Raw genomic sequence first — 24,610 nt, forward strand, 5'->3', positions numbered from 1 at the left:
ATTAGCGATCAATTCACACCCGGAATATGCACCTCTGGCAATGTCTCCCGCACTTCCCAGCCGCGTAATTTGCCCGGATTTAATAAGTTATGCGGATCGCAGGCGCGTTTCATCGACACCACATCGGCACGCACCATGCCTTGTTTGCCGTCTTCAATATGAATTACATGCGGGTTATTTATTTTCACGCCGTTCGCGCGGTAAATATCCATAATCGCGTTAAGGCGCTCTTCGTCGTGATAACGTATCAGCGGCAAACCGCTACAGGTAATAGAGCCATTCATATCGCGCAGGAATTCAATGTGCGACATCACCTCATCAGATAATTGCGCTTCTAAGGCGACGGCCTGCTGCTGATAATTATCCGCCGCATAGGCGGTTTGCAGGTATGTCAGCGTCTTGTCGATTTTCAGCGCCTGCAGCGTGGTGTGGTTCCAGCAATATTCGATCAGCGAATGGCCGCTGTTTTCCCCGTCGGCAAAATGCAGCGTGTTGCGTCCCGCATGTTGGGTGAGAAGTGCAGGTAACAACCCATCGCTTTCGCTGCCAACCAGAGAAATCACGCCATGCTTACCCGCCACATCGGCATCGGCCAGATCGCTGAAGTAATCGAGCACTGGCGCAGCGAACACCGCGATTTGTCGTTTCACCATGCCTGGCGATCGCGCAATCCCATCGGCAAAGGCCATTGCCGCCGCGAAGTCGTTGAAAATATCAAGGCGTTCGATCCAGTCATGACGCGGTGCCAGCGCCAGTTCGATCTCCAGCACAATGCCGTTGCTGCCGTACGCGTGATGCAGTAACAGCGCATCTGGCGCCTGCAACGTGATAATGCGCGGCGTCTCTTCCATGGTCATCAGCCGCACCGACAACACGTTACCCGGCGCGGCCAGCGGACCGTAATTGATGGAGCCCACGCCGCCAAATCCGCCGCCAAATAGGCCGCCAAGCGTCGCCAATTTCCAGGTGGAGGGCATGCAGCGCAGCTCCCAGCCGAGTGGACGCGTATGCGCTTCCAGATCGCCGAGCCGGATGCCCGCCTGCGCGCGCACCGTGCCGTGGCCGACGGCGGTCACCGCGTTGAGGCGCGTCATATCGACCATCACGCCACCGTGCAGTGGAATCAGCTGACCGTAATTGCCGGTGCCGCCGCCACGCAGGTTGAGCGGCACGCGCTGTTTAGTGCAGGCCGCGACGATCAGCGCCAGTTCCTGCTCATCACGCGGACGTACCGCCAGTTCAGCAAACTTCTCTTCCAGCTGCGGTTTCAGCACCGGGCTGAACCAGTGGAAATCGCGCGACAGACGTTTGACCTTCGGCGCTTCTTTAATCCAGTCAAGTTCAGGCAACGCCGCGACCAGCGCCGCCAGTGCAGACTGGCGATCGGAATCAGACATGTTTATTTCCTGTGTTAAAAGAGGGTTCCGTAGGGTCGCCATTCATGGCGACCTTCTCACCAGGTCGCCATGAATGGCGACCCTACGATGTTAGTTAGGGCTCAATTCACTCTCATGCCATGCCGCCAGCACGCGGCGCGTCAGCCACGACATCAGCGCGAACAGCAGGAAGCCCGCCAGTGAAATCAGCAGCAGCGCGGCAAACATCAGCGGAATATTGAGCTGATAACCGGCCTGCAAAATCTGGTACGCCAGCCCGGTATCGGTGCCGCCGGTGCCGGCGACAAACTCGGCCACCACCGCGCCAATCAGTGACAAGCCACTTGAGATGCGCAGTGCCCCGAAGAAGTACGGCAGCGCCGAGGGAATTCGCAGGCGCAGCAGAATTTGCATGCGTGAGGCGTGATTGAGGCGGAAATAGCTCAGCAATCCCGGCGACACGCTGCGCAGTCCTTGTGTGGTATTGGAAATTATTGGAAACACCGCCATCAAGGTGGCACATACCACCAGCGACAGCGTGGTGTCTTTCACCCAGATGATGATCAGCGGCGCGATGGCGACAATCGGCGTTACCTGCAGGAACACGATGTAGGGAAAAAGGGCGGTTTCAATAAAGCGATTTTGCACCAGCAGAAACGCCACAATCGAGCCAATGACAATCGCCACGACGAATGAAATCACGGTAATTTTCAGAGTGTAGAGCAACGACATAAACAGCGTCGGGAAGTTTTGTACCAGGCTTTGCGCCACCACTAACGGCGAGGGCACCAGAAACACCGGCACCTTGAAGGTGGTGACCAGAAACTGCCACAACAGCAGCATGGCGACCGCGACGATGGCCGGGAACAGCCACTGCTGAAATTGCCGATGGCTCGCTAAAGGTTTCATTATTGACTCTCCTTGCTCGCCGCCAGCAGGCCGCGTTGCAGCTGTTGCGCATAGTGCGTGAAATCCTGGCTGACGCGGAACTCATCGTCGCGCGGCAACGTGGTTTCAATGCGAATGTCATCCACCACGCGTCCGGGACGCGCCGCCATCATGATCACCCGCTGCGACAGAAATACCGCTTCCTGAATCGAGTGGGTGACAAACACCACTGTCAGCTTCTGCTCCTGCCACAAATCCAGCAGATCGCTGTCCAGTTTGTTGCGGGTGATTTCATCCAGCGCGCCAAACGGCTCATCCATTAGCAGCACTTTCGGACGCGTGACCAGTCCGCGCGCAATGGATACGCGCATCTGCATACCGCCGGAAAGCTCGCGCGGCAACACGTGACCAAACTGGCCGAGGCCGACCAGTTCGAGGATCTCGCGCACGCGGGTGTCCGCTTCGGCACGCGGCACGCCCGCCAAATCAAGTGGCAGACGCACGTTTTTGTGCACGTTGCTCCACGGCATCAGCGTCGCTTCCTGAAACACAAACGACAGTGGCAGATCGCGTTGATTTTCCCGCCGATCGCGGCGAAACAGCATTAACTTGCCATCGGTAGGCTCAATCAGCCCGGCGATCATTTTCAGCAAGGTGCTTTTGCCGCAGCCGGACGGGCCGAGCAGCGAGACAAATTCGCCCTGACGAATAGTGAGATCGACCGGCAGCAGCGCGCGCGTGCCATTGGGATAGATTTTCTCCGCTGACAGCACCTCAATCGCCGGTGGTGCCGCAGAACGCGGCACCGCTTGCGCATCGGGATGCAGCAGCGTCAGATGGCTGGCTGTATTCATGGCAGAACCTTGACGTCTTGAATGAATTTAAGCGTGTAGCTGCCGTCAAACGGCACTTTCGTGGGATCGATCAGTTTGGTATCGACCAGCAGCTGCCAGGTTTGCTTGAGGCGCGCTTCGGTCATGATGCCGATGCCGCCGGTTTGTGCATCGCCGCCGGTCAGCATCTGGTATTTCTTCATCTGCGCGATGCCGAAAGCGATCTGTTCATCGCTCATCTGCGGGTTCTCTTTCTTGATCAGCACGTTGCCAGCGGCTGGATCCTGCAGATAGTTTTTCCAGCCCTGCATTGATGCCTTCACAAACGCCGCCACCGCCGCCGGACGTTTCTCAATGGTCGATTTCATGCAGACGATGCTGTTGCCGTACGGCGGATAGCCCCAATCGCTGATCGGATAGACATTGGCCTGCGCATTGGCTTTCTGCACCGCAAAAGGTTCGGAGGTGATATAGCCTTGCTGCACCAGATTTTTATCGGCGAGGAACGGCTGAATGCTGAAGGTGTAAGGCCGCACGCGCGCGTTTTTAAGGTTTAGCGCGCTCTGCGCCCACGGCCAATATGAGGTGTAGGCTTCCGCTGCCAGCAGGAAGGTTTTGCCCTGCAAATCGGCCTGATTTTTCACATCAGGATGAGTGAGAAAGGCAATCGCCGAGTGCTGGAAGGTGGTGGCAACCGGCATTGCTTCAACACCTTGCTGCCAGATTTCCAGCGCCTGCATGTTATCGCTGATGATGCAGTCGGCTTGGCCGGCCGCCATCAGCTGCATGGTATGCACCTGCGGACCGCCCATCTTGATTGTGACGTCGAGGCCAGCATCACGATAGAGATTCTGCGCCTGCGCCTGATAAAAGCCGCCGTGTTCGGCCTGCGCATACCAGTTGGTCATAAAGGTGAATTTCTCAGCCGCCATGCTCGGGGCCGAGAGTGCCAGCGCAAGCGCGGCAACAGTGCTCAATGTTTTTTTCATCGTTATTCCCTAGCGAGGTGTTAAAAAGGCGGCGGCGTCGTTGTGATCTAATACTTTGCCTTGCCACTGGCCGGTGCCCCACGCCGGTTCGGCGCGCATTACCCACGTCATTTGATGCACTTCGGTGATCACCTGCGCCCAGCTTTCTGCCAGCGAATCGAGGATCGCTGCGCCTTGCTCGGGCGTGGACGGCAAAGGATCGCCAATCACGCCGCTTGGGCCGAAATCGTAGGACGCCCACGCTGCCATCGGTTTGTTGGTCGAAAGCGTCGGGCAGGGGAATTCCGGCGGATAGTTGGCGACGGCTTTGTCCATTTGCACGGTATCGGGCGCCAGCGCCAGCATCAGCGCAGTTTCCGCGTGTCCGGCGTGCATCGCCATCTGGCGTTCTTTGTCATCCATAAAGCTTTCCGCGCAGTTCGGCACTTTGAAGGTGTCTTGCATGATGATGATCATGTCGCCGTGACGCAGACGTAGTTCGCGTGCCGCCATCTGCAACGGCTGCGGCTGGCCGCCGTGGCCGTTAACCATCAGGAATTTGCGGAAACCGGCGCGATAGAGTGATTCACCAATCTCCAGAATGGTGTGCAGCAAGGTTTCACCGGTCAGCGTCAGCGTGCCGGGAAAATGCAGGTGCTCATCCGATTTGCCGTAAGTGATCGGCGGGATGGCGTAAGCGGGGATCGCCGCTGGTAAGCGCGCCAGCGCATGGCCGACCACGCCAGAAGAGATCACGCTATCCACCGCGCACGGCAGATGCGGGCCGTGCTGCTCAATCGCGCCGGTCGGCAACACGATCACGGTGTTGGCTTTATTCTCCAGCGTGGCGATGTCAGTCCAGCTCAGGTACGGCAAAAAGCGGTTTGCCGGAATATAACCATGCAACATTTCAACTCCTCGTGTTATTGCGGCAACCACGCCGTGGCTTCAACTTCAATCAAGACGTCCGGACTCGGCAGCATTTCGCTCACCTGCACCACGGTCGAAACCGGCGGCGCATCGGGGAAAAATTGCTTACGCACCCGGCTGTAATGGGGGAAATGGTCCAGATTGCGGAAGTACTGCACCAGTTTGAAGACATCGCTCATCTGGCCGCCCGCGCTTTCGATGGTGGTGCGAATGCTCTCCAGCACGTACCAGCTCTGTGCCAGAATCGGCCCCTCTTTAATGTCGGTGGAGAACTCGCCGGTGCGGCCAAGCAGTTGTTGTGCAGCGGCGGGAATGTCGTCGTAGCCGCGCACAATGGTGGCGGTTTGCGGGTTCACCGGAATAATGCCGGAAAGGAAAATGAAGTCGCCCGCGCGTCGCCACGCGGCATATTTCGCCAGCGGTTGTCCCGCTCCTGCATCAAGCGCCATCTGTTGTTTCTCCATAACGCACACCCATTTTCAGCCGATAGCGCTGACGTTGCCGCAACGGCCAGCTCGCCACATCGGCATGCGGAAAGATCACTAAATCATTCGCCAGCAGCGCGCGGCGTTGGCAGATCAGCGCCGATGCCTCATCAAATGCCGCGCCCAGTTGCAGGCTTAGCAAAGCGCTAAACAGCGTATCGAGCGGGTCGTAACTGCCAAACGGGCAGAACGCGTCTTGCACGTTATCAGCGCCGAGCAGCAGCGCGACACCAAGTGCCTGCGCCTCTTTCACCAGCGTTAAACCGCGCAGCCGCGGCGTGCGGCCGGGCACCGCATCCTGCAGCAGCAGGTTGGTGAGCGGCAGCGCAATCAATGTCACATTGTGCTGCGCCAGCACGGCCAGAATTTGTTCTGCATCGTCCTGCTGCGACAGCGCGCAGCTGTGGCTGCAGGTAATCGCGCCGCTAAACGGATGCTGCTGCAAATAGTGCGCCAGCCAGCGTAATCCCTGCGCCTCGACGTTAAGTTCTTCATCAATATGCAGATCGATATCCAGCTGCCACAGTTCGGCGGCCTGCATCAGATGCTGAAACGCCTGCGCATCCCAGTTGCTGCTGTGAATAAAGCCGCCTAACAGCGCGCCGGGACCGCTGGTCGCGACCTGCGCGGCGATATGCTGCGCATCGCTGGCATCGGCGAAAAAGGTCAGTGGCGCGAGGGCGACACGTTCAATGCTGCACAGCGGATGGTGCAGATCGCCAATCACTTGCCACGCTAACGGTGCATCGACGGAGAACCAGTCGATGTGGGTACGCAGCAAACCAACACCGGCTTCCACCGCCCAGCGCAGCGCCTGGCTGGCGCGCTGCTGCAAATCTTCCGCGTTCCAGTGCGCGCGGTCCTGATGCATGGCGGCAATCGCTGCCAGCAAACCGGGCTGTTGCGCCGGGCTGCGCTGGATGGTGAAGGTTTTGTCCAGATGCGCGTGCGGCTCGATAAATGCGGGCAGCACCAGTGCGCCATTCAGCGGCAGATAATCAGCGGGTGCTGCTGCGCTGTCGGGTTCGAATTGCAGGCCAGCGGCGTGGAAATGTAAGGTCGCCAGCTGCGGTTGATTATTGGTTTCAGGCCAGTTCTCAGGCAGCAGCCAGCGGGGTAAACGTGCGCCGGTGGCACCCGGATAGCCGCTCATAGATCAAGCACCAGTAAAGGTGAGCGCGCACGCGAGCAGCACAGCACGATGCAATCATTGGCCGCACGTTCTTGCTTACTCAGTACCTCATCGCGGTGATCTGGTTCACCTGCCAATACGCCGGTGATACAGGCGCCGCACATGCCTTGTTCGCAGGAGAGTTCGATCTTAATCCCAGCCTCTTCAAGCACCTCGGCAATAGTTTGTTGCGCGCCCACGGCAAAGCGTGCGCCGGAGGAGGCGATCTCCACCTCGAACGCACCGCCTGCAATCACCGACTTTGTGGGTTGGAAGCGTTCGCTGTGCAGCTGTGTTTCGGTCCAGCCGTGTTGCAAAGCGAGCTGCTGCAGATGTTCCATAAAACCTGCAGGACCGCAGAACACCAATGCTGCGTTATCTGGCTTAGAGAGATCGTCGGGAACGCGCTGGCGCAGGCTGTCGCCTTCGCTGCTGTAGTGAATGACGACGCGAGCGCCGAGTTTGCTCAGGCGTTGGCTGAAAGCCAGCTCGTCGGCGCGCTTCAGGTAAAGGTGCAGGGTAAAATCCGCCTGACGCGCCGCCAGCGTTTCGGCCATCACCAACAGCGGCGTCAAACCGATACCGGCGGCAAACATCAGCGTGCGCGGCGCATGCGGCAGCGGGAAGTGGTTGCGTGGGGCGGAAATCTGTAGCTCATCGCCGACATTTAACTGCTGATGCAGCCAGCGCGATCCGCCGGTTGAACGCTCATCCAGACGCACGCAGATTTCATAATGGTCGGCTGCCGCAGAGCAGAGTGAATACTGGCGTTTACCGCATTCGGGAATGAGCAAATCGATATGCGCGCCGGGCGTGAAAGCCGGCAACGGCTGCCCGCTGCGACTCGCCAGCGTCAGTAATACATTGCCTGCACCGTTGAACTGCTTTGCGATGACGGTGACGGCGAGAGAATTGAATTTCATCATCTATCTGCCTGAGCAGGGATGTCGTCGGCTGGAAAGCCACGCAAACCCTTGTTTTTATCATGGCAGCGATTATTATTTTGCCGTTGTGTAAGCGTCCATCTGTTTAATTCGCATGATGCGTTGCAAAAAAGAGAGCACCCCTTATGTTCGCCTTCTCCCGATTTCTGCTCTATTTCACTGAGGTGGCCCGCCAGGGTTCGCTGCGCAAGGCTTCTGAGGTGCTGCATGTTTCTGCGTCGTCGATCGATCGGCAGATCCTACGCGTCGAGGAACAGCTGGATATGCCGCTGTTTGAGCGCCATCCATCAGGATTACGTATGACCGCAGCGGGTGAGATCCTGCTAAATGCGGCAAAAAACTGGCAGCGGGATTTTGGCCGCGTTTGTACGCAGCTGGATGATTTACGCGGATTGCGCCACGGCCATGTGCATATCGCCACCATTGATGCTATTAATCGCGGTTTCTTCTCTTCGATCCTGCAGCGTATTCGCAGCGACTATCCCGGCATCTCTTTCACGCTGACCACCATGAGCAATATCCATATCGCCAATGCGTTAACTTCGGGTGATGCGGATTTCGGCATCATGCTCAATCCGCAGAGTTCGCGCGAGCTGCTGGTGAAGTCGTTTGCTGATTTACGGCTAGGCATTGTGGTGAGCAGCCAGCATCCGCTGGCCCATCTGGAGTCGATCCGTTTCAGCCATTGCGAATCCTGGCCGTTTATCGTGCCCGCCGCGCCGCTGATGCTGGCCGACCCGCTAGAAGCGCTGATCAACAGTTCGGGCATTAAGATCAGCGAAGTGGCGCGCACCAATAACATTCACATGCTGCGTTCGCTGGTGCGCGATGACGTGGGCATTAGCCTGATGTGCTGGCTGGATATCGTCGATGAGTATCGGCGCGGCGAACTGAAGTTTATCCCGCTGATCGATACGGTGCTGAAGCCGTTTACCTTGTCGCTGTGTGTTGCGCCGCAGCGCCAGCTTTCGATTGCGGCTTCCATGATGCTGCGCGAGCTGGAGTCGTTTTTTGCGCTGATGCAGAGTGAGGAGCTGCTGGCGTAAACGGTCGCCATGAATGGCGACCCTACGATAATGTTAATCGCCCCAACGGCTGCGCAAATAATTCACCGCATCCTGGGTTTGTGGCTGATTCAGGTAATTCTCGCGGAACAATATCGTGCCGTTAATTTGCGGTACTGACTCGTTGAGATCGAGCTGCTTTTTCAGCTCTGGCACGCCGCCACTTACCGTCCAATCCGGTTCGCTTTTCGAGGCTTCGCCAATTTTATACAGCGCAACACCGATATAGAGCCGCGTATGCGTCGGTTTCACTACGTCCGCCCACCAGTTGGCTAACACGTCGTAGCGTGCGGCCTGGCGCGCAAACGGCCAGTAAAGCTGCGGCGCGATGTAATCCAATAATCCCATTTGCACCCAGCGACGCGTATCGGCATAGGCTTCGTCATAGGCTGCCGCGCCGCGCGTGTCGGAGCCTGCCGCATCATGCGACAGATTGCGCCATACGCCCGCCGGGCTGACGCCAAATTCTACGTTCGGGTTCAACTGCTTGATGGTGCGCGACACCTGCTCGATTAACAGCAGCGTATTGTTGCGGCGCCAGTCGGCTTTTGAGGCAAAACCCTGACCATATTGGCGGAACGTGGCGTTGTCGTTGAGGGTTGAGCCGGGCGTTTCGGTATAGAAATAGTCATCGAACTGCACGCCGTCGATTGGATAGTGCGACACCACTTCCGCAACGATGCTGGTGATCCAGTCACGCGCGGCGGGAATGCCGGGATCGAGCACAAAGCGATCGCTGGCGGTGCGAATCCAGTCGCGATGCAGCACAAACACGCTAGCCGGTTGCAGCGCAAGCGTATTATTCAGCGCGTTAACCGTGGACGGTTTGACGTTGGTCGAGACGCGATAAGGGTTGAACCATGCGTGCACCTTCATGCCGCGTTTGTGCGCCTCATCCAGCATGAACTTCAGCGGATCGTAGCCGGGATCTTCGCCAATTTTGCCGGTGAGCATATCTGACCAGGGCAAGATGCTGGAGCGCCACAGCGCGGTGCCATCAGGTTTCACCTGGAAAAACACGGTGTTGATGCCGAGGCTTTTCAGTTTATCCAGTTTGTCGGTCAGCGCTTGTTGCTGCTGGTGGATGCGGTTGGCCGGGTTGGCGTTGACTGAATTGATCGGCGGCCAGTCGAGGCGTGAAACGGTTGTCAGCCACACGCCGCGCACCGGCTCTTTACTCAGCGCAGGTTTGGTGGGCATCGGCGGTTTGGTCACCGTCGGCAACGGCGTGACCAACGATTTCGGCGGCGGCGAGGAGCAACTGGCAAGAGAGAGGGCGACGGCAACGGCAATCAGCGCAGCGGATTTTTTGTAGGTATTAACCCAGGGAAAACGATGTGAACAGGCTATGGTAAACTCCCTTTTTTGCAACTTTCTGTTCGAAGAGCCTCATTCTCTTATCATGCGAACTAAAGTCAATATAATCGCGTGGTCGCCATGAATGGCGACCCTACAAAAACATCCGCGTTCACGTAGGGTCGCCATTTATGGCGACCGCCACCAAACCCCATTGAGGAACCCAAAACCTATGCAATACGAAGACCTTTATCGCCGTATCGGCCAGATCATCTTTAGCTGTGGCCCCGAAGGTGCGCGGGAATTGATCGTTCAGGCTGAGCTGTTTGCGGACGATGATGGCGGGCAGTTTCAGTTCGATTACATCGATGAAAACGGTGAACCGGATTGGTTTGAACCCGATGCGCGCGCGATTGGCGATCTCTCGGAGGCGCTGAAGGATTTTCAGCAGTACTTCGTGGATAACAACATGACCAACGGTATGCCGGTGTGGCGCAAATGCGCGATTAACCTCAACGTGCTGGAAGAAGCCATCAGCATCGACGTGCAGTACGACTAAGTTCCGCGGCATCCTTGCCCGGAATCAATGCGTTACGAGCGTAACGCCACCATCTCCTCGTTTTTACGCGCCACGCGTTTGCGCTGCACAATACGGCTGGCGGCAACCACACCCAGCGTCAACAGGCCGGTGGCGATAATCTCTGGACGGTGTTGTTGGTTGAACAGCATGGCAATCAACACGCCGACAATGAACACCATCGTCGCCCACGTCAGGCCAGGGAACAGCCACATGCGATAGCTGAGGACTTCGCCGCGCGCTTCGCGCTTTTTGCGCAGCACCAGATGAGACGCGGCGATCACCAGATACACCAGCAACGCAATGGCACCGGAACTGGCGAGCAAGAACTCAAACACTGCGCTTGGCGCCAGATAGTTGGCGATCACCGCGAGGAAGGCCGCCGCCGTGGACAGCAGCACCGCTACCCACGGCGTTCCGCTGCGGGTGGTGCGCGATGCGATGGCAGGCGCATCTTCACGGCGTGATAGCGAATAGATCATGCGCGATGCGGTATACAGCGCAGAGTTGAGGCAGCTACACACCGCAATCAACACAACTACATCAACAATCTGCTTCGCGTACGGCACGTTCATCATCTGCATCGCCGTCTGGTAAGAACCCGCTTTCATCAGCGACGGCGTATTCCACGGCACCAGCGCCACCACAATGAAAATCGACAGCAGATAGAACAGCGCGATGCGCCAGATCACCGAATTGGTCGCCTGAGTGATTTGCTTCTTCGGCTCGCGCGATTCGGCGGCGGCAATGGTGACGATCTCGGTACCCATAAACGAGAACATGGTGGTGAGGATCGCCGCCAGCACTGCGCCGATGCCGTTCGGCATAAAGCCTTTGGTATCATAGAGATGTGAAATTCCTTGCGTGCTGCTGCCCGGCATCAAACCGAACACCGCCAAACTACCCGCGCAGAGGAATGCCACAATCGCCACCACTTTCAGCAGGGCGAACCAGAATTCAAACTCGCCATAATTCTTCACGCTGAACAGGTTGCTGATGGTCAGAAATGAAGTGATCGCCAGCGTGTATTCCCACACTGGAACCTGCGGAAACCACGAATGCAGGATGGTGCCAGCGGCGTTGGCTTCCAGCGGGATCACTAACACCCAGAACCACCAATACAGCCAGCCGATGGTGAATCCGGCCCAGCGACCGAGCGATTTGTCGGCGTAAGTCGAGAAAGAGCCGGAATCCGGTGACGCCACCGCCATTTCAGCCAGCATGCGCATAATCAGCACCACTAACGCGCCCGCAGCGATGTAGGCCAGCAATACCGCCGGACCGGCTTCGGCGATCGCATGACCTGAACCAACAAACAATCCGGCACCAATCACGCCACCAATCGATAACATCCGCACATGGCGCGGCTTCAGGCCTTGCGCCAGTACATCGGCATTCTGTGAACTCATCAATATTTCTCCAAAGCGTCTCTCAGGCCGCGCCATGCGCAACCGGGTTACAACAGGTGAGAAGCCCAGCCCGTCGCGCGAGCTGGGTAGCGTGTTACGAATCGGCGTGTTGACTCAGCACGCTGCTGAGAATGTCGAGCGCCTGACTGAACTGCGCATCAGGAATGGTGAGCGGATAGAGGAAGCGGATGACGTTGCCCTGCGGGCCGCAGGTGAGTAGCAACAACCCACGCGCCATCGCTTGTTGCTGGATAGTTTGCGCAGTTTGCGCGCTGGCAAACTCCACCGCGATCATCGAGCCAAGGCCACGAATATCGGTGATGGAGGAGCACTGGCTGCGCGCGCTGTGCAGGAAGTCGGTTAACTGCGCGCCGAGTTGTTGAGAGCGTTCACAGAGTTTCTCGTCGGCGATCACGTCCAGCACCGCATGCGCAGAGGCAATCGCCAGCGGATTACCGGCGTAAGTGCCGCCCAATCCGCCCGGACCAGGCGCATCCATGATCTCGGCGCGGCCGCTGACCGCCGATAACGGCATGCCGCCTGCGAGGCTTTTCGCCATGGTGATGAGATCCGGTTTCACCGCATAGTGATCCATCGCAAACAGCTTGCCGGTGCGCGCAAAGCCGGTTTGCACTTCATCGGCAATCAGCAGAATGCCGTGCTCATCGGCCAGCGCACGCAGACGGTTGAAGAATTCAGGCGGCGCGACGTGGAATCCGCCTTCGCCCTGAATCGGCTCCAGCACGATAGCGGCAACATCCTGTGGCGCGATGTCCTGAGTGAAGATGTCCTGCAAGCTGGATAGCGCATCATCAACGCTGATGCCGGTCACGCTGTTGGGATAGCGCGCATGCCAAACTGATGCGGGCATCGGGCCGAAGTCGCGTTTGTAAGGTGCCACTTTGCCGGTCATTGCCATGGTCATAAAAGTACGACCGTGGAAAGAGTTGCCGAAGGTGATAATGCCGTGACGACGCGTCGCCGCCCGCGCCACTTTCACCGCGTTTTCGACCGCTTCTGCGCCGGTGGAGAAGAAAGCGGTTTTGGCTTTACCGGCAATTGGCACCACGCGATTGAGGCGTTCAGCCAGCGCCACGTAGCTCTCATACGGCGTCACCTGGAATGCGGTATGGGTAAATTTTTCTAACTGATCGGCAATCGCTTGCACGATGCGCGGATGGCGGTGACCGGTGTTCAGCACCGCGATGCCGCCGGCGAAATCGATCCAGCTGTTGCCTTCACCATCGCGCAGCGTGGCGTTCTCCGCGTGCTCTACATACCACTGACAAAGATTGCCGGTGCCGCGTGGCAGGGCATCATCTTTACGTTGCTGCAACTTGCTGTTTTTACCTTCCATAACCTTTCCTTAGCGATAAGCGTCTTTACAAATCACGATAAACACGCTTATTTATGCCTGCGCTGAGCTATCTTGCCAGAGCCACTTTCAGTGAAAAGAGGGGAGCCAATTGCGAAGTTTGTACGCCGATCATGTATTAGAGCGCATGCAGTTTATGCCCGAGGGAACATTGCAGCAGCGTTTGCTGAGCTGCATGCAAGCCGCTATCGCAGAAGGTATTTTTCCGCGCGCCACGCGCTTGCCCGCCACGCGTGATTTGGCGCGCGAGCTGTCGGTGTCGCGCAATACGGTATTGAACGTGTATGAGAATTTGATGGCGCAAGGCTACGTCACGGCGCGCACCGGCAGCGGCACCTGGATTGCAGAAAACTTACCGGAAGGATCGCTGAACACGCCACGCAATGTGGCAACTGTCGAACCGTTAACTGCGAAACCGGCGGCGATTTCTAAACGCGGTGCGTCGCTGCTCGGCCATGCCAATGCGTCGCCGTATCAGTGGGGCGCTTTTGTGCCTGGCGCGCCGGATGTCACGCAGTTTCCTCACAAACTTTTCAGCCAGATTCAGGCGCGTTTAAACCGTGAACCGGATATCGAACGACTGATCTACAGCAGCAATGGCGGCTGTCCGCAGCTGCGCGCCGCGCTGGCGGAATACCTCAGCGTGGCGCGTTCGGTGCGCGCCGATGCCGACCAAATCATCATCACCGAAGGGATTCATCAGGCGGTGGATTTGGTTTCACGCGTGCTGTGCGATCCTGGCGATCAGGTGTGGATCGAAGAACCCGGTTATTGGGGGACGCGCAATCTGTTGCGCATTAATGGGCTGAAAATCAATGCGATTGCGGTGGATGAGCAGGGATTAATTCCCGATTTGCCGCCGCGCAGTCGCGCACCGAAGATGATATTCGTGACACCGTCATACCAATATCCGCTGGGCGTGCATCTGAGTCTGGAACGCCGCAAGCAATTGCTTGATCTGGCGCGCAAACATAAAACCTGGCTTGTGGAAGATGACTACGACAGCGAGTTTCGCTTCTCCGGTCAGCCGTTTCCGTCTCTACAAGGCTTTGAGCCGGATGCGCCGGTTATCTATATGGGCACTTTTAGTAAGACGCTCTATCCGGCGCTGCGCCTCGGTTATCTGGTGGTACCAAAAGCGCTGGCGCAGCCGCTGCGCGTGGCGGCGGCGGAACTGTATCGCGGCGGCCATTTGCTGGTGCAGCGTGCGCTGGCGGAGTTCATCCAGAAAGGGCATTACATGTCGCACATTCGCCGCATGCGTAAGCTCTACAGCCAGCGGCGGCGCTTTATGGTTAGCTTGATTGAGCGTTATCTGGGCGCTGCTTTTTTGCCGTTGGTGAATCACGAGGCGGGATTACATCTGGTGATGAATCTGCCAACCGGCTGCGATGATGTGGCGGTCGCCGCACTGGCGCTGCGACGCGGCGTGAAGGTGCGGCCGTTGTCGCAATATTATATGCATCCGCAGGAACGGCGCGGCTTGCTGCTGGGTTTTGCCTGCGTCGATGAGCGGCAGTGTCAGGATGCGTTTGGTACCTTGAAAGGGTGTTTGGCGGAGATGGGGATTATTTGAAGCGGAGGTCGCCATAAATGGCGACCCTACAACGGCCGCATCGTCTTCGTAGGGTCGCCATTTATGGCGACCTGGTCAACTTATGGCTGCGCAATGCTATCCAAACGCTGCACAATTTCAGGCGTAAGTTTCACCTCAGCACTCGCCAGGTTCTGCTTCAGGTGCTCCGGTGACGACGTCCCCGGAATCAGCAGAATATTAGGCGAACGCTGCAGCAGCCAGGCCAGCGCAACCTGCAATGGTGTAGCGCCCAGTTCATTTGCCACCTCGCTCAACTGATCCGATTGCAGCGGTGAAAAGCCGCCGAGCGGGAAGAACGGTACGTAAGGAATGCCTTGTGCTGCCAGCTGGTCGAGCAGCGCCTCATCCTGGCGATTGGCCAGATTGTAGAGGTTCTGCACGCAGGCGATCGGCGTCATCGCCTGGGCATCGGCCACCTGTTTGGCGGTAACGTTGCTCAGACCAATATGACGAATTAGCCCGCGCTCTTTCAGCTTAATCATCGCTTCAACCTGCGGCTCCAGCGAACCTTCCTTTGGTCCATGCACGTCCAACATCGAACGCAGATTCACCACTTCCATCACATCAAGCCCAAGATTGCGCAGATTATCCTCCACCGCTTGCGTCAGCGCTTCCGGCGTAAACGCCGGTAACCAACCGCCTTTCTCGTCGCGGCGCGCGCCCAGTTTGGTGACGATCACCAGATCGTCGGCGTAAGGGTGTAACGCTTTCTTGATCAGCTGATTGGTGATGTGAGGACCATAGAAGTCGCTGGTATCAATGTGATTTACGCCTGCGGCGACGGCATCCCGCAGCACCTGCAAGGCACGCGCTTCATCTTTCGGCGGACCAAACACGCCGGGACCGGCTAACTGCATGGCACCGTAACCGAGTCGTGCAACCTGGCGATCGCCAAGGGTGTAAGTCAATGCTGGATGAGACATGGAAAGCTCCTTCGTCAGTGTGTGGTTAGATTGTAATCGCCAATGTGCTGTGCAACTATCCGTACAAATCGGGACACACTGTACGAGATGGCGAACAATGGCATTGGATATCGCATTGCTACATGCGGTGGTGGCGGTGGCAAAAGCGGGTGGTTTTCGTGAGGCGGCGCGCATCACCGGCAGCAATCCGTCGCGTTTAAGTGATGCGGTGCGGCGCGCCGAAGAGCAACTTGGCGTGCGGCTGTTCAATCGCACCACGCGCACCGTAGCGTTAACCGAAGCTGGCAGGGCGCTGATGTCGCGCTTGATTCCGGCGATGAATGAAGTGGATGCCGCGCTGGATGCGCTGAATACGTTCCGCGATACGCCGGGCGGCACCTTGCGCTTAAACGTGCCGGTGAGTGCCGCGCGCATCGTGTTACCGGCGATTGTGCCGGGATTTCTGCAGCGCTATCCCGATATCCAGCTCGAAGTGGTGGCGGAAAGTAATGTGCAGGATGTGTTCCGCGATAGCTGTGATGCCGGCATTCGTTACGACGATCATCTGGAGCAAGATATGGTGGCGCTGCCGATTGGTCCGCGCACCCAGCGCTTTGCGTTAGCCGCGTCTCCCGCGTATCTGGCGCAGTTCGGTACGCCGCCGCATCCGCGCGACCTGGTACAGCATCGCTGTTTACACGGACGCTATGCGACGGGCGTGATTGCCGAATGGGAATTCACCTGCGGCGATGAAACCGTGCGTTTGCAGCCGAAAGGTCCGCTGATTTGCAGTATCGGCGCGGCGATGGATCTCACGGTGGAAGCCGCGATTGCTGGCTGCGGCGTGGTTTATCTTTTCGAGGATTGGATCAAAACGCCGCTGAGTGATGGCAGTCTGCAACCGATTCTGCCGGATTGGTGGCAAAGCTTCTCCGGCCTGTGGCTCTATTACAACGATCGCCGGTTGATTCCGGCACCGCTGCAGGCGTTTCTGGATTATGTGCGTGAGCTGAATGCGCACGCTGTCATGTAGGGTCGCCATTTATGGTGACCGGATTCAATTTGACGCTGGCGGGATAGCTGCAACGGCTTTCAACAGATTCAGCCACGGCTGGCTATCGCTCAACAGCTCACAGCTGAGATTTTCAATCGTCATATGCTGCGCCATCGCGGCGCGGCGCAACAGGTTGTAGGCATCATCTTCCTCCAACTGCAATTCGCGCATCACGCGTAGCTGAGCGGAAAACAGAAACTTGCGCGCGCGCAGGCGCTCTTCCTGACGCTTCAATTGGGCTTCCAACTGATTGATACGCCCCGCGCTGTCGAGCGCGAGGGTAAAAGCGGTCATTACGCCATCAAAGCGCACCGGTTTGCGCATATAGCTGTCTATCTTTTGCTCGGTGATCCACTGCAGACGCGACGGCGTTTCCATCGCGGTGAGCACCACCTTCGGCAGCGCGGGCCACGGCAATTTATGCGTCGGATGAAACAGCGCCGGATTGTCGCCATCAAACACCAGTAACTGCTGCTGCGCAAAGATGCTTTCGTTGGGAAACTCAGCGCAAAATTCACCCTGAATGCCCATGCGCGTAAACTGCTGCGCCAGATGTTGATTATCGCGCTCTGAGCAGCCAATCACGCACACCTTCAGTCCGCGCATCTGCACGTTTCTTCGACTCATGCGTTTGCTCCACCTTTGCCGAGATGGTCGAGGTCTGTCCATGCCAGCCAGGGATCGGGCTTTACCGGCGCGTCGGCCTGCCAGAAACTTTCCAGCTTACCTGCATGGCAGCGCGCCAGATGCGGCGTCAGCCAGCAGTGATTGTTGTCGGCATCGATGCGAATTGGCCCGGCGGGCGAATCCATCTCATCCTGTAACACCGCCTGGCGTACACCGTCGACTTCGGCGTTGCCATGCCGCGCAATCGCTCGCGCCAGCAAATGGCCCGCCAGCCACGCGCTTTGGCTATCGACGGACGGCGAAACCTGATCGCCAAAACGCTGACGATAGCAGCGCAAAAAATCGCGGTTGGCGGCGTTGTCGATCGACTGGAACCAGCTGGCTGAAACCAGATAACCTTCCAGCGCCGCAGCGCCAATTAACTGCACTTCGGGTTCGCACAGTGTCATGCTCATTTTCAGTGGCTGATTGAGCCACGGCTGATGTTGGCTGGCCTGATGCCAGGCGCGATAAAAGCTGTAGGCGCTTTTGCCGACCATGGTATTGAGGATCACTTTTGGTCGTCGCGTGATGATATCGGCGATCAGCTCACTGACATCTTCCTCACCGAGCGGCAGCAGTTTGCTTTCCACCACGCTGCCGCCGGCTGCCGTCACCGCTTCACGCGTGATGCGATCCATCTCCCACGACCACACGTAATTGGAACCAACGTGGTAAATCTCGGCATCGTGCTCCTGCAGCAGCCAGCGCAGCAGGGGAATCACATGCTGGTTGGGCGTAGCACCGAGATAAATCACGCTGTTGCTGCTTTCGAAACCTTCATAGCGTGCCGGATGCCAAAGCAGCGCGTTGGCCGCTTCCACCAGCGGCAAAATGGTTTTGCGCGCTGCCGAGGTGTAGCAACCGATCAGATGACGCACGCCGTGGCGATGCAGCAGGTCGTGGCAATATTCGTGGTATTTGTCCAGAGAACCGCCAGGATCGCGCACCACTGGCGCCAGGGTAAAGTCATAGTTTGGGTTGGCGTTGATCTCTTCAATCGCCAGCAGAATGCCGTTGAGCATTTCACGGCCAATCACCGCGTAATCGCCGGAAACTGAATAGAGAATGCCAACCGGGATAACGTTCTTGCTGGGTGATGTGGGCATAAATGACTCCGTGGGAAATAGTGCGGGTGGTGAAACGGTCGCCATAAATGGCGACCCTACAGGTTTTCGTAGGGTGCGCATTTATGCGCACCTGGTTTAATTCGAACGCGCCACTAATGGGACATAAAAATGCGGCTGACGCATCAGCACCAGATCTTTACGTCTTACCACATGATTCGGATAAGTTGTATCTGGCGAGCCGGTGGTGATGGCCAGTTGCGCCAACCCGTTGCTGCTAAGCACTTTGCTCTCCTGACGCGGGAAGGCAAATGTATCCGGGCCAAACACGCCGCTGATGCCAAAACTTTCACCGGCCGCTTCAGGCCAGTTGGCAAACGCCAGCCAGACATTGTTTTCTCCGGCGCGCACACGCGGCAATAGCCAGTGATAAGGATCGGCTCCGCGTGGAATCGGCCAGACATGTGGGATCGCGGTGCCTTGATGCGCCAGCGGCGCAGGCGTATCCAGCGCTGCCGGGCAGGCGATGATATCGCATCCTTCCAGCGCCAGAATGCGCGCCGCTTCCGGCACCAGCAGATCTTCTCCCAGCAGCAAACCGACGCGCCCGCAGGGCAGATCGCATGTCACCCATTTATCCCCGGCGCTGGCCCATTGCTGGTCAGCTTCGCTGAGGTGAATCTGGCGATAATGCGCGTTCATTCCGGCGCTGCTCGCCAGCAAACAACTGTTATAGCAATGCGAGCCGTCGCGCTCGGCAAAACCGACTAACAGAGCAATATCCAGCTCCATCGCCAGCCTGATCACCGCCTGAATCGGCGCATCATCCAGCGTCAGCGCGTTCATTTTACCGGCGTAACCGGTCAACGCACGTTCTGGCAGCACCAGCAATTCCACGTCACGCGCCTTAGCCTGCTCGGCCCAATCGCGAATCTGCTGCAAATTCGCGTTCACATCGTTCTCTGGACGGAACTGCGCGACGGCGATGTTTGAATCTTTAGCGGGCGGCAGCGGATCGGTGCCGTACAAGCCAAAGAAGTCCTGCGGATTCCACATAAAGGTATTGGTCATCAGGCGCTGATACAGTTCAGGTCGGCGTTTTTTCAGCGCAGGATTGTCCAGCGGCAACGTTAGTTCGGCGCTCAGTACCTGATCGCCGCTATCACAGCTTGCCAGCAGTTGGCCCTGGCTATCGGTGATACAACTGCCGCCGCTGAACTGCACGCCGCGCTCCCAACCCCAACGATTACTTTCGATTAACGCGCAGCCATTTTCCCAGCCGCGCGTCAGCCAGTAAGGCGCAGGCGTGCGTTCAGCCAGCCAGTTACTGATGTGGCAGATAATCTGCGCGCCGCCCACTGCAGCTAGTCGCGCGGTTTCAATAAAGTGAATATCCATACAAATCAGCAAGGCGATATTGCCAATCTCGGTTTTGAATACCTGATGGCCGGCATCGCCATTGGCCGCCCATTTAGGCTCCGAGATATAGGGATGGGTTTTGCGATGTACGCCAATCAGCCCTTGCGGGCCGACTAACAGCGCGCTGTTATAATAGATATCGGTGACCGCGTCACGTTCCGGCATGCCAAACACCAGATAACAGTTGAACTCGCGTGCCAGCGCGGCAAAGGCCTGGCTGGTTGGGCCATCGGCGGTTTCCACAAAGGGCGCGACTTCGGCGCGATCCTGCCAGCAATAGCCGGTGGTGGCCATCTCCGGCATCACAATCAGGCGTGCGCCGTCGCGCGCGGCCTGGCTGGCAAGCGCCAGCAGGCGGGCAACGTTCTCTTCTTTGCGAAACAGCGTCGGTTCAAACTGGATGGTTGCGACTTTGATGCTCATTATTCAGCCTCCTTGCTCAGCTGCGGGTTAAAAGCCGGTTTCGGGCCTTGATAGGCGTCTGACGGTTTCCAGCTGGTCTGCATATCTTGCGGGAAAGTTTTGAAGTAGTAGCGGCCTCGCGTCGCAACGCTAATGGCAACGTGCAGTACCGGGCCAACCAGCATGGCGATAAACGAGGCGTAAACCATCGGATATGCACCCAATACGCCCGCCGCACCAATGGCAACCGCCACGCACAGCGCAATCACGCCAGAAGGGTTCCACATCCGCAGATACTCTTTGCGGAACTCGACGAAATCCGACGGCGCGAGATGCAGCACTTTGCGGCATACAAAGTAGTCGGCAAGGATGATGAAGACCCAGGTATTGGTGAGAATGCCGGTGATCGACAGGAAAGTGCCGGTGTACTGCAGAATATTGCAGACATAGAACACCACGCCGAGCAGCCATACCAGCAGCATCCACCATTGGCGGCCTGGACGATAGTTGAACGCCATATCCATGGTGTTAGACAGCGCAATCGAGCCGGAATAGAGGTTGAGGACGTTGATGCGAATTTGCGTGATCACCGCGAACAATACGCCGGTGAGGCCAATGATTAATGGGAAGACAAATCCAGGATCGAGCGCCAGCGACCAGACGTCCGCGCCCGCAATGTGCGGCATCAGCGTGTAGGCCATAAAGGCACCGAACAGCATCACCACCACAATCGGCAACAGCATGCCGAGCATAATGGTAGCTGTGCCTTTGTGACTGATATTGGGGCGCGCGAAGCGGCCATAATCGGTCGCCATCAAGCCCTGAAACACAATCTGCCCGTTCGCCATGTTCATCACCAGCCACAGCGCGTTGCTATCCACTTCACCTTTTGGCTGCCAGCCGCTAAAGCCGACTGACGGATAATGATGCGTCAGCTGATAAATACAAAAACCAAACAGCAGAATGAAGATCGGCACGCCCCAGGTTTGCAGGAACTGCATCGATGACATGCCTTTCCAGACAAACCAGATGGCCGCCAATCCCATCAGGGCAAATATCGCGATGCCCGCCACCGAGTTGACCGGCACGCCCGCATAGTTAGCGATGGCGTGCGACACGATGGTGCCTTCAAACAGGAAGTAAAAGATAAAGTTGATGGCGTAGATCAGCGAGGTGAACGCAGATCCCATGTAGCCAAAGCCCAGCCCGCGCGTCATCAGGTTAAGCGACAAGCCTTCTTTACTCGCCATCTTCATGATGCAGGAGCCAATCAGCGTAGCGAACACCACCATATAGCCAATAGGCAACAGCAGCAGCGGCCAGCCGACCTGATAACTCATATCCGCGCCCAGGCTGAACCAGAACATCGCCGTCGAGTTGCCCAGCAGCACCAGAATGATGGCGGGGATCGGCCAGCGATAATGGGTGGGCACCCGGCCCACGGCGTAATCTTCTACCGCTTCCGCTTCGGTAATGTCTTGCGGTCCCTGAAACCACGTTTTCAACTTGCTCATAGTTTTACTCCAAATAAAAAAGCCCCGCCGACAGCATTGCCGGTGGGGCTTCTTCGCCTGAATTCGATGTATTGGAGTGACATGCAGCCACAAACCGCTTACCAGACTACGGCGCCTGTTCCTGCAAGGCAGGATGCGGTAATCAGTCAGAAGCAATTGGCGTGCCAGATAGCGGAAGGTACTGATGACGGGGATTCAGCCTTAAGTACTGACAGCTAAGTGCCTTAAGGTAGTGCGTGATGCACTGAAATGATGCTGACGATATAAGCGTTGGAAAACTTTCGTGAAGTAAAGAGGAAAAGGGTACTAATGCTTTTTTTAATTGGGATTTTCCAGGTGGATATACTCATTAATATCAGATGGATACGATTTTTCGGCTAATAAATAATGGATAATATAATTTGCTCACATTTAATCTTTCAAAACAATTGCAGAATTATCCATATTTTAAATCTTGTTAAATGTGGGGAGCTTTACTAATACTTAAAGCGAAATATTAATTATTACCCATCCAGTTCACGATTCTTATCTTATTTATTTTTAATGAAGCCGATGAAATTTAGTCGGTTTTCGACACAGCATAAACTTTTTTTGCTGCCAAATGACGGAAGGGTGAACTATGTCCAATAAATGGGTAATCAGTGGATTTTTATTATTAGCCTGCGAATCAATTTTCGCAGCATCCCCGTATGGAAATCTTGCTTTTGCGCTCAAACAACAGCAGATCATCCAAAGCCTGCGTGAGCATTGCGCGGTGGATAAAAACATCTCCGATGAAAAAGTCCGCAACGCATTCCTGAATGACAAAAATAACCATGACGCGATCCTTATAGCCGCTAAAGCGTTCGACCATAAAGATACGCAGGGTTATTCACGCGCCATTAATGCGGTGCGCTGTCCAGAGCTGAATAAATGAATGTTTACCGACATCCTTCGCTCTATTTCTTCGCGCTGAGCGACAACCGTAACGTCTAACCCGTAACCGAGGAGGTGATCCGATCATGAGCCTGTAAGCATCATTTACTGGCGGACAACATTCGTCTTGCCGTTCAAGGGCCTATCATTTAGTGGAGTGCAAAATGTCTCGAATGCCTTTTTGCAAAACGATGTTAGCCTCAATGCTCTCTGTCGCCTGCTGTTCGTTCAGTGCACAAGCCGCGCCGGACAGCAATCAACCCTCTACCGCGCCCGAGCAAAACAAGGGCAAGCCCAACATTGTGGTCATCTTTGGTGATGATATCGGCTACTGGAACCTTAGTACGTACAATCAGGGCATGCTGGGTTATCAAACGCCGAATATCGACAGCATCGCTGCCGAAGGCGCGAAATTCACCTCCTATTACGCAGAGCAAAGTTCCACCGCCGGTCGATCATCCTTTATTACCGGTCAGATGCCATTCCGTACCGGGATGAGCAAAGTTGGCATGCCGGGAGCACCGCAAGGATTGCAGAAAGAAGATCCCACCATTGCCAATATCCTCAAGCAACTCGGTTATGCCACCGGCCAGTTTGGTAAAAACCATCTTGGCGACCGCAATGAGTTTCTGCCCACCGCGCATGGCTTTGACGAATTCATGGGCAACCTTTATCACCTGAATGCCGAAGAGGAACCAGAGAACCCGGATTATCCGCAAGATCCGGAGTACAAGAAACAGTTCGGCCCGCGCGGCGTCATCAAATCCACTGCTGACGGGAAAATTGAGGATACCGGTCCACTCAACATCAAACGCATGGAAACCGTGGATGAAGAGACGTTGGCAGCTAACAACGACTTCATGGAGCGGCAGGTCAAAGCCAACAAGCCGTTCTTTACCTGGTACAACACCACGCGCATGCATAACAAAACCCATATCAAACCGGCCGACAAAGGCGTGACCGGTTTGGGGGATTACGCCGATGGCATGGTGGAACATGACAAAATCATCGGTGAAGTGCTGAAGAAAATTAAAGATCTCGGCATCGAAGACAACACCATTGTGGTTTACACCACCGATAACGGCCCGATGACGGCGACCTGGCCGGATGCCGGTATCACGCCATTCCGCGGCGAGAAAAACACCGGCTGGGAAGGCGGTTTCCGCGTACCTGCGATGATTAAATGGCCGGGGCATATCAAACCTGGCACCTTAGTCAACGACATAGTCGGCAGTAATGACTGGTTCCCAACGCTGGTGGCGGCAGCGGGCGTGCCGGATATCAAACAGCAGTTGCTGAAAGGTTATAAAACCAGCGCCATGAACTACAAAGTGCATCTTGATGGTTATAACCAACTCGATTACATCACCGGTAAAACCCAGGAGGATCCGCGTAAAGAGTTCTTCTACTGGAGTGATGACGGCGATCTGCTGGCGATGCGTTACGGGCGCTGGAAAGCCCACTTCATGATTCAGGAACATACCGGGATGGATGTGTGGAAATACCCGTTCGTCACACTGCGCGTGCCTTTGCTGTTCGATCTGAAAATCGATCCACTGGAAAAAGGCACCGATGGCATGGATTACAACCATTGGTTCTATGAACGCCTGTTCCTGCTCGGCGGTGCGCAGAAATATGCCACTGAAATGCTGCAAAGCTTTAAAGATTTTCCTCCACGGCAGAAACCGGGCTCATTCACCGTTTCTGATGTGTCGAAACTCATTGAGGAAGGCAGTCCGGCTACCAACTGATGCTCTG

General features: G+C 56.5%; 22 protein-coding genes. 6 read left to right on the forward strand and 16 right to left on the reverse strand.

What is annotated here, in order from left to right; all coding sequences use genetic code 11:
• Window positions 1-8: 8 nt before the first annotated feature.
• From FHW71_RS19230 to FHW71_RS19265, 8 genes are all read right to left on the reverse strand, one after another.
• Entirely contained in the window at window positions 9-1,397 is a 1,389-nt protein-coding gene (locus FHW71_RS19230) for an FAD-binding oxidoreductase (RefSeq protein ID WP_179452660.1), read from the reverse strand.
• Between the two features lie 90 nt (window positions 1,398-1,487).
• Window positions 1,488-2,285, reverse strand: coding sequence for an ABC transporter permease (locus FHW71_RS19235; protein WP_179452659.1), 798 nt, complete (start codon window positions 2,283-2,285; stop codon window positions 1,488-1,490).
• Window positions 2,285-3,118: an ABC transporter ATP-binding protein gene (locus FHW71_RS19240; RefSeq protein WP_179452658.1), complete on the reverse strand. Its 834-nt coding sequence runs from the start codon at window positions 3,116-3,118 to the stop codon at window positions 2,285-2,287. The genes FHW71_RS19235 and FHW71_RS19240 overlap by 1 nt, the downstream gene beginning before the upstream one ends.
• Window positions 3,115-4,086 (reverse strand): ABC transporter substrate-binding protein, encoded by a 972-nt coding sequence (locus tag FHW71_RS19245; protein ID WP_179452657.1) that lies wholly within the window; start codon window positions 4,084-4,086, stop codon window positions 3,115-3,117. Before FHW71_RS19245 ends, FHW71_RS19240 begins: the two co-directional genes overlap by 4 nt.
• Window positions 4,087-4,095: 9 nt before the next feature.
• Entirely contained in the window at window positions 4,096-4,974 is an 879-nt protein-coding gene (locus FHW71_RS19250) for a creatininase family protein (protein WP_179452656.1), read from the reverse strand.
• Window positions 4,975-4,988: 14 nt separating this feature from the next.
• Window positions 4,989-5,444, reverse strand: a complete 456-nt coding sequence (locus FHW71_RS19255; protein ID WP_061719502.1) for a RidA family protein — start codon at window positions 5,442-5,444, stop codon at window positions 4,989-4,991.
• Entirely contained in the window at window positions 5,434-6,633 is a 1,200-nt protein-coding gene (locus FHW71_RS19260) for an amidohydrolase family protein (protein ID WP_179452655.1), read from the reverse strand. Before FHW71_RS19260 ends, FHW71_RS19255 begins: the two co-directional genes overlap by 11 nt.
• A complete protein-coding gene (locus FHW71_RS19265; protein ID WP_179452654.1) occupies window positions 6,630-7,577 on the reverse strand; it encodes a PDR/VanB family oxidoreductase in 948 nt (315 codons plus the stop codon). Before FHW71_RS19265 ends, FHW71_RS19260 begins: the two co-directional genes overlap by 4 nt.
• A 143-nt stretch (window positions 7,578-7,720) precedes the next feature.
• On the opposite strand from FHW71_RS19265, the gene FHW71_RS19270 reads away from it, so the two are divergent.
• Window positions 7,721-8,641 carry a LysR substrate-binding domain-containing protein gene (locus FHW71_RS19270; protein ID WP_008109635.1) on the forward strand — a complete coding sequence of 307 codons (921 nt, stop codon included), beginning with the start codon at window positions 7,721-7,723 and terminating at the stop codon, window positions 8,639-8,641.
• Between the two features lie 33 nt (window positions 8,642-8,674).
• On the opposite strand, the gene FHW71_RS19275 is transcribed toward FHW71_RS19270, so the two are convergent.
• Window positions 8,675-10,009: a glycoside hydrolase family 10 protein gene (locus tag FHW71_RS19275; protein ID WP_179452796.1), complete on the reverse strand. Its 1,335-nt coding sequence runs from the start codon at window positions 10,007-10,009 to the stop codon at window positions 8,675-8,677.
• Between the two features lie 178 nt (window positions 10,010-10,187).
• On the opposite strand from FHW71_RS19275, the gene FHW71_RS19280 reads away from it, so the two are divergent.
• The gene (locus tag FHW71_RS19280; RefSeq protein ID WP_008107499.1) at window positions 10,188-10,514 is read left to right on the forward strand and encodes a hypothetical protein; all 327 of its coding nucleotides are present in this window, start codon (window positions 10,188-10,190) and stop codon (window positions 10,512-10,514) included.
• 32 nt (window positions 10,515-10,546) lie between these two features.
• On the opposite strand, the gene gabP is transcribed toward FHW71_RS19280, so the two are convergent.
• Entirely contained in the window at window positions 10,547-11,941 is a 1,395-nt protein-coding gene (gene gabP, locus FHW71_RS19285) for a GABA permease (RefSeq protein WP_154157158.1), read from the reverse strand.
• Window positions 11,942-12,035: 94 nt separating this feature from the next.
• The gene (gene gabT, locus FHW71_RS19290) at window positions 12,036-13,298 is read right to left on the reverse strand and encodes a 4-aminobutyrate--2-oxoglutarate transaminase (protein ID WP_179452652.1); all 1,263 of its coding nucleotides are present in this window, start codon (window positions 13,296-13,298) and stop codon (window positions 12,036-12,038) included.
• Window positions 13,299-13,407: 109 nt separating this feature from the next.
• Between gabT and FHW71_RS19295 the strand changes: the two genes are divergently transcribed.
• Complete coding sequence (locus FHW71_RS19295; protein WP_179452651.1) at window positions 13,408-14,892, forward strand: PLP-dependent aminotransferase family protein; 1,485 nt, start codon at window positions 13,408-13,410, stop codon at window positions 14,890-14,892.
• 80 nt (window positions 14,893-14,972) lie between these two features.
• Here the strand turns inward: FHW71_RS19295 and FHW71_RS19300 are convergent, their stop codons facing one another.
• Window positions 14,973-15,836, reverse strand: coding sequence for an aldo/keto reductase family oxidoreductase (locus FHW71_RS19300; protein ID WP_179452650.1), 864 nt, complete (start codon window positions 15,834-15,836; stop codon window positions 14,973-14,975).
• A 97-nt stretch (window positions 15,837-15,933) separates the two neighbouring features.
• On the opposite strand from FHW71_RS19300, the gene FHW71_RS19305 reads away from it, so the two are divergent.
• A complete protein-coding gene (locus FHW71_RS19305) occupies window positions 15,934-16,848 on the forward strand; it encodes a LysR family transcriptional regulator (RefSeq protein WP_179452649.1) in 915 nt (304 codons plus the stop codon).
• Between the two features lie 24 nt (window positions 16,849-16,872).
• On the opposite strand, the gene FHW71_RS19310 is transcribed toward FHW71_RS19305, so the two are convergent.
• The 4 genes from FHW71_RS19310 to FHW71_RS19325 form a co-directional block, all read right to left on the reverse strand.
• Entirely contained in the window at window positions 16,873-17,496 is a 624-nt protein-coding gene (locus FHW71_RS19310; protein ID WP_179452648.1) for an ANTAR domain-containing protein, read from the reverse strand.
• Window positions 17,493-18,644, reverse strand: a complete 1,152-nt coding sequence (locus tag FHW71_RS19315; protein WP_179452647.1) for a transporter substrate-binding domain-containing protein — start codon at window positions 18,642-18,644, stop codon at window positions 17,493-17,495. The genes FHW71_RS19310 and FHW71_RS19315 overlap by 4 nt, the downstream gene beginning before the upstream one ends.
• A 96-nt stretch (window positions 18,645-18,740) precedes the next feature.
• Entirely contained in the window at window positions 18,741-20,444 is a 1,704-nt protein-coding gene (locus FHW71_RS19320; protein WP_179452646.1) for a nitrilase-related carbon-nitrogen hydrolase, read from the reverse strand.
• On the reverse strand, window positions 20,444-21,937 hold the full coding sequence (locus FHW71_RS19325) for a cytosine permease (protein WP_179452645.1): 1,494 nt from the start codon (window positions 21,935-21,937) through the stop codon (window positions 20,444-20,446). The genes FHW71_RS19320 and FHW71_RS19325 overlap by 1 nt, the downstream gene beginning before the upstream one ends.
• Window positions 21,938-22,556: 619 nt before the next feature.
• On the opposite strand from FHW71_RS19325, the gene FHW71_RS19330 reads away from it, so the two are divergent.
• Window positions 22,557-22,853, forward strand: a complete 297-nt coding sequence (locus FHW71_RS19330) for a YicS family protein (protein ID WP_179452644.1) — start codon at window positions 22,557-22,559, stop codon at window positions 22,851-22,853.
• 163 nt (window positions 22,854-23,016) lie between these two features.
• On the forward strand, window positions 23,017-24,603 hold the full coding sequence (locus FHW71_RS19335; RefSeq protein WP_218889444.1) for an arylsulfatase: 1,587 nt from the start codon (window positions 23,017-23,019) through the stop codon (window positions 24,601-24,603).
• The last annotated feature ends 7 nt before the right edge of the window (window positions 24,604-24,610 follow it).

It is taken from the genome of Enterobacter sp. Sphag1F, from assembly GCF_014193275.1.
GTDB classification, from domain to species: Bacteria; Pseudomonadota; Gammaproteobacteria; order Enterobacterales; family Enterobacteriaceae; genus Pantoea; species Pantoea symbiotica.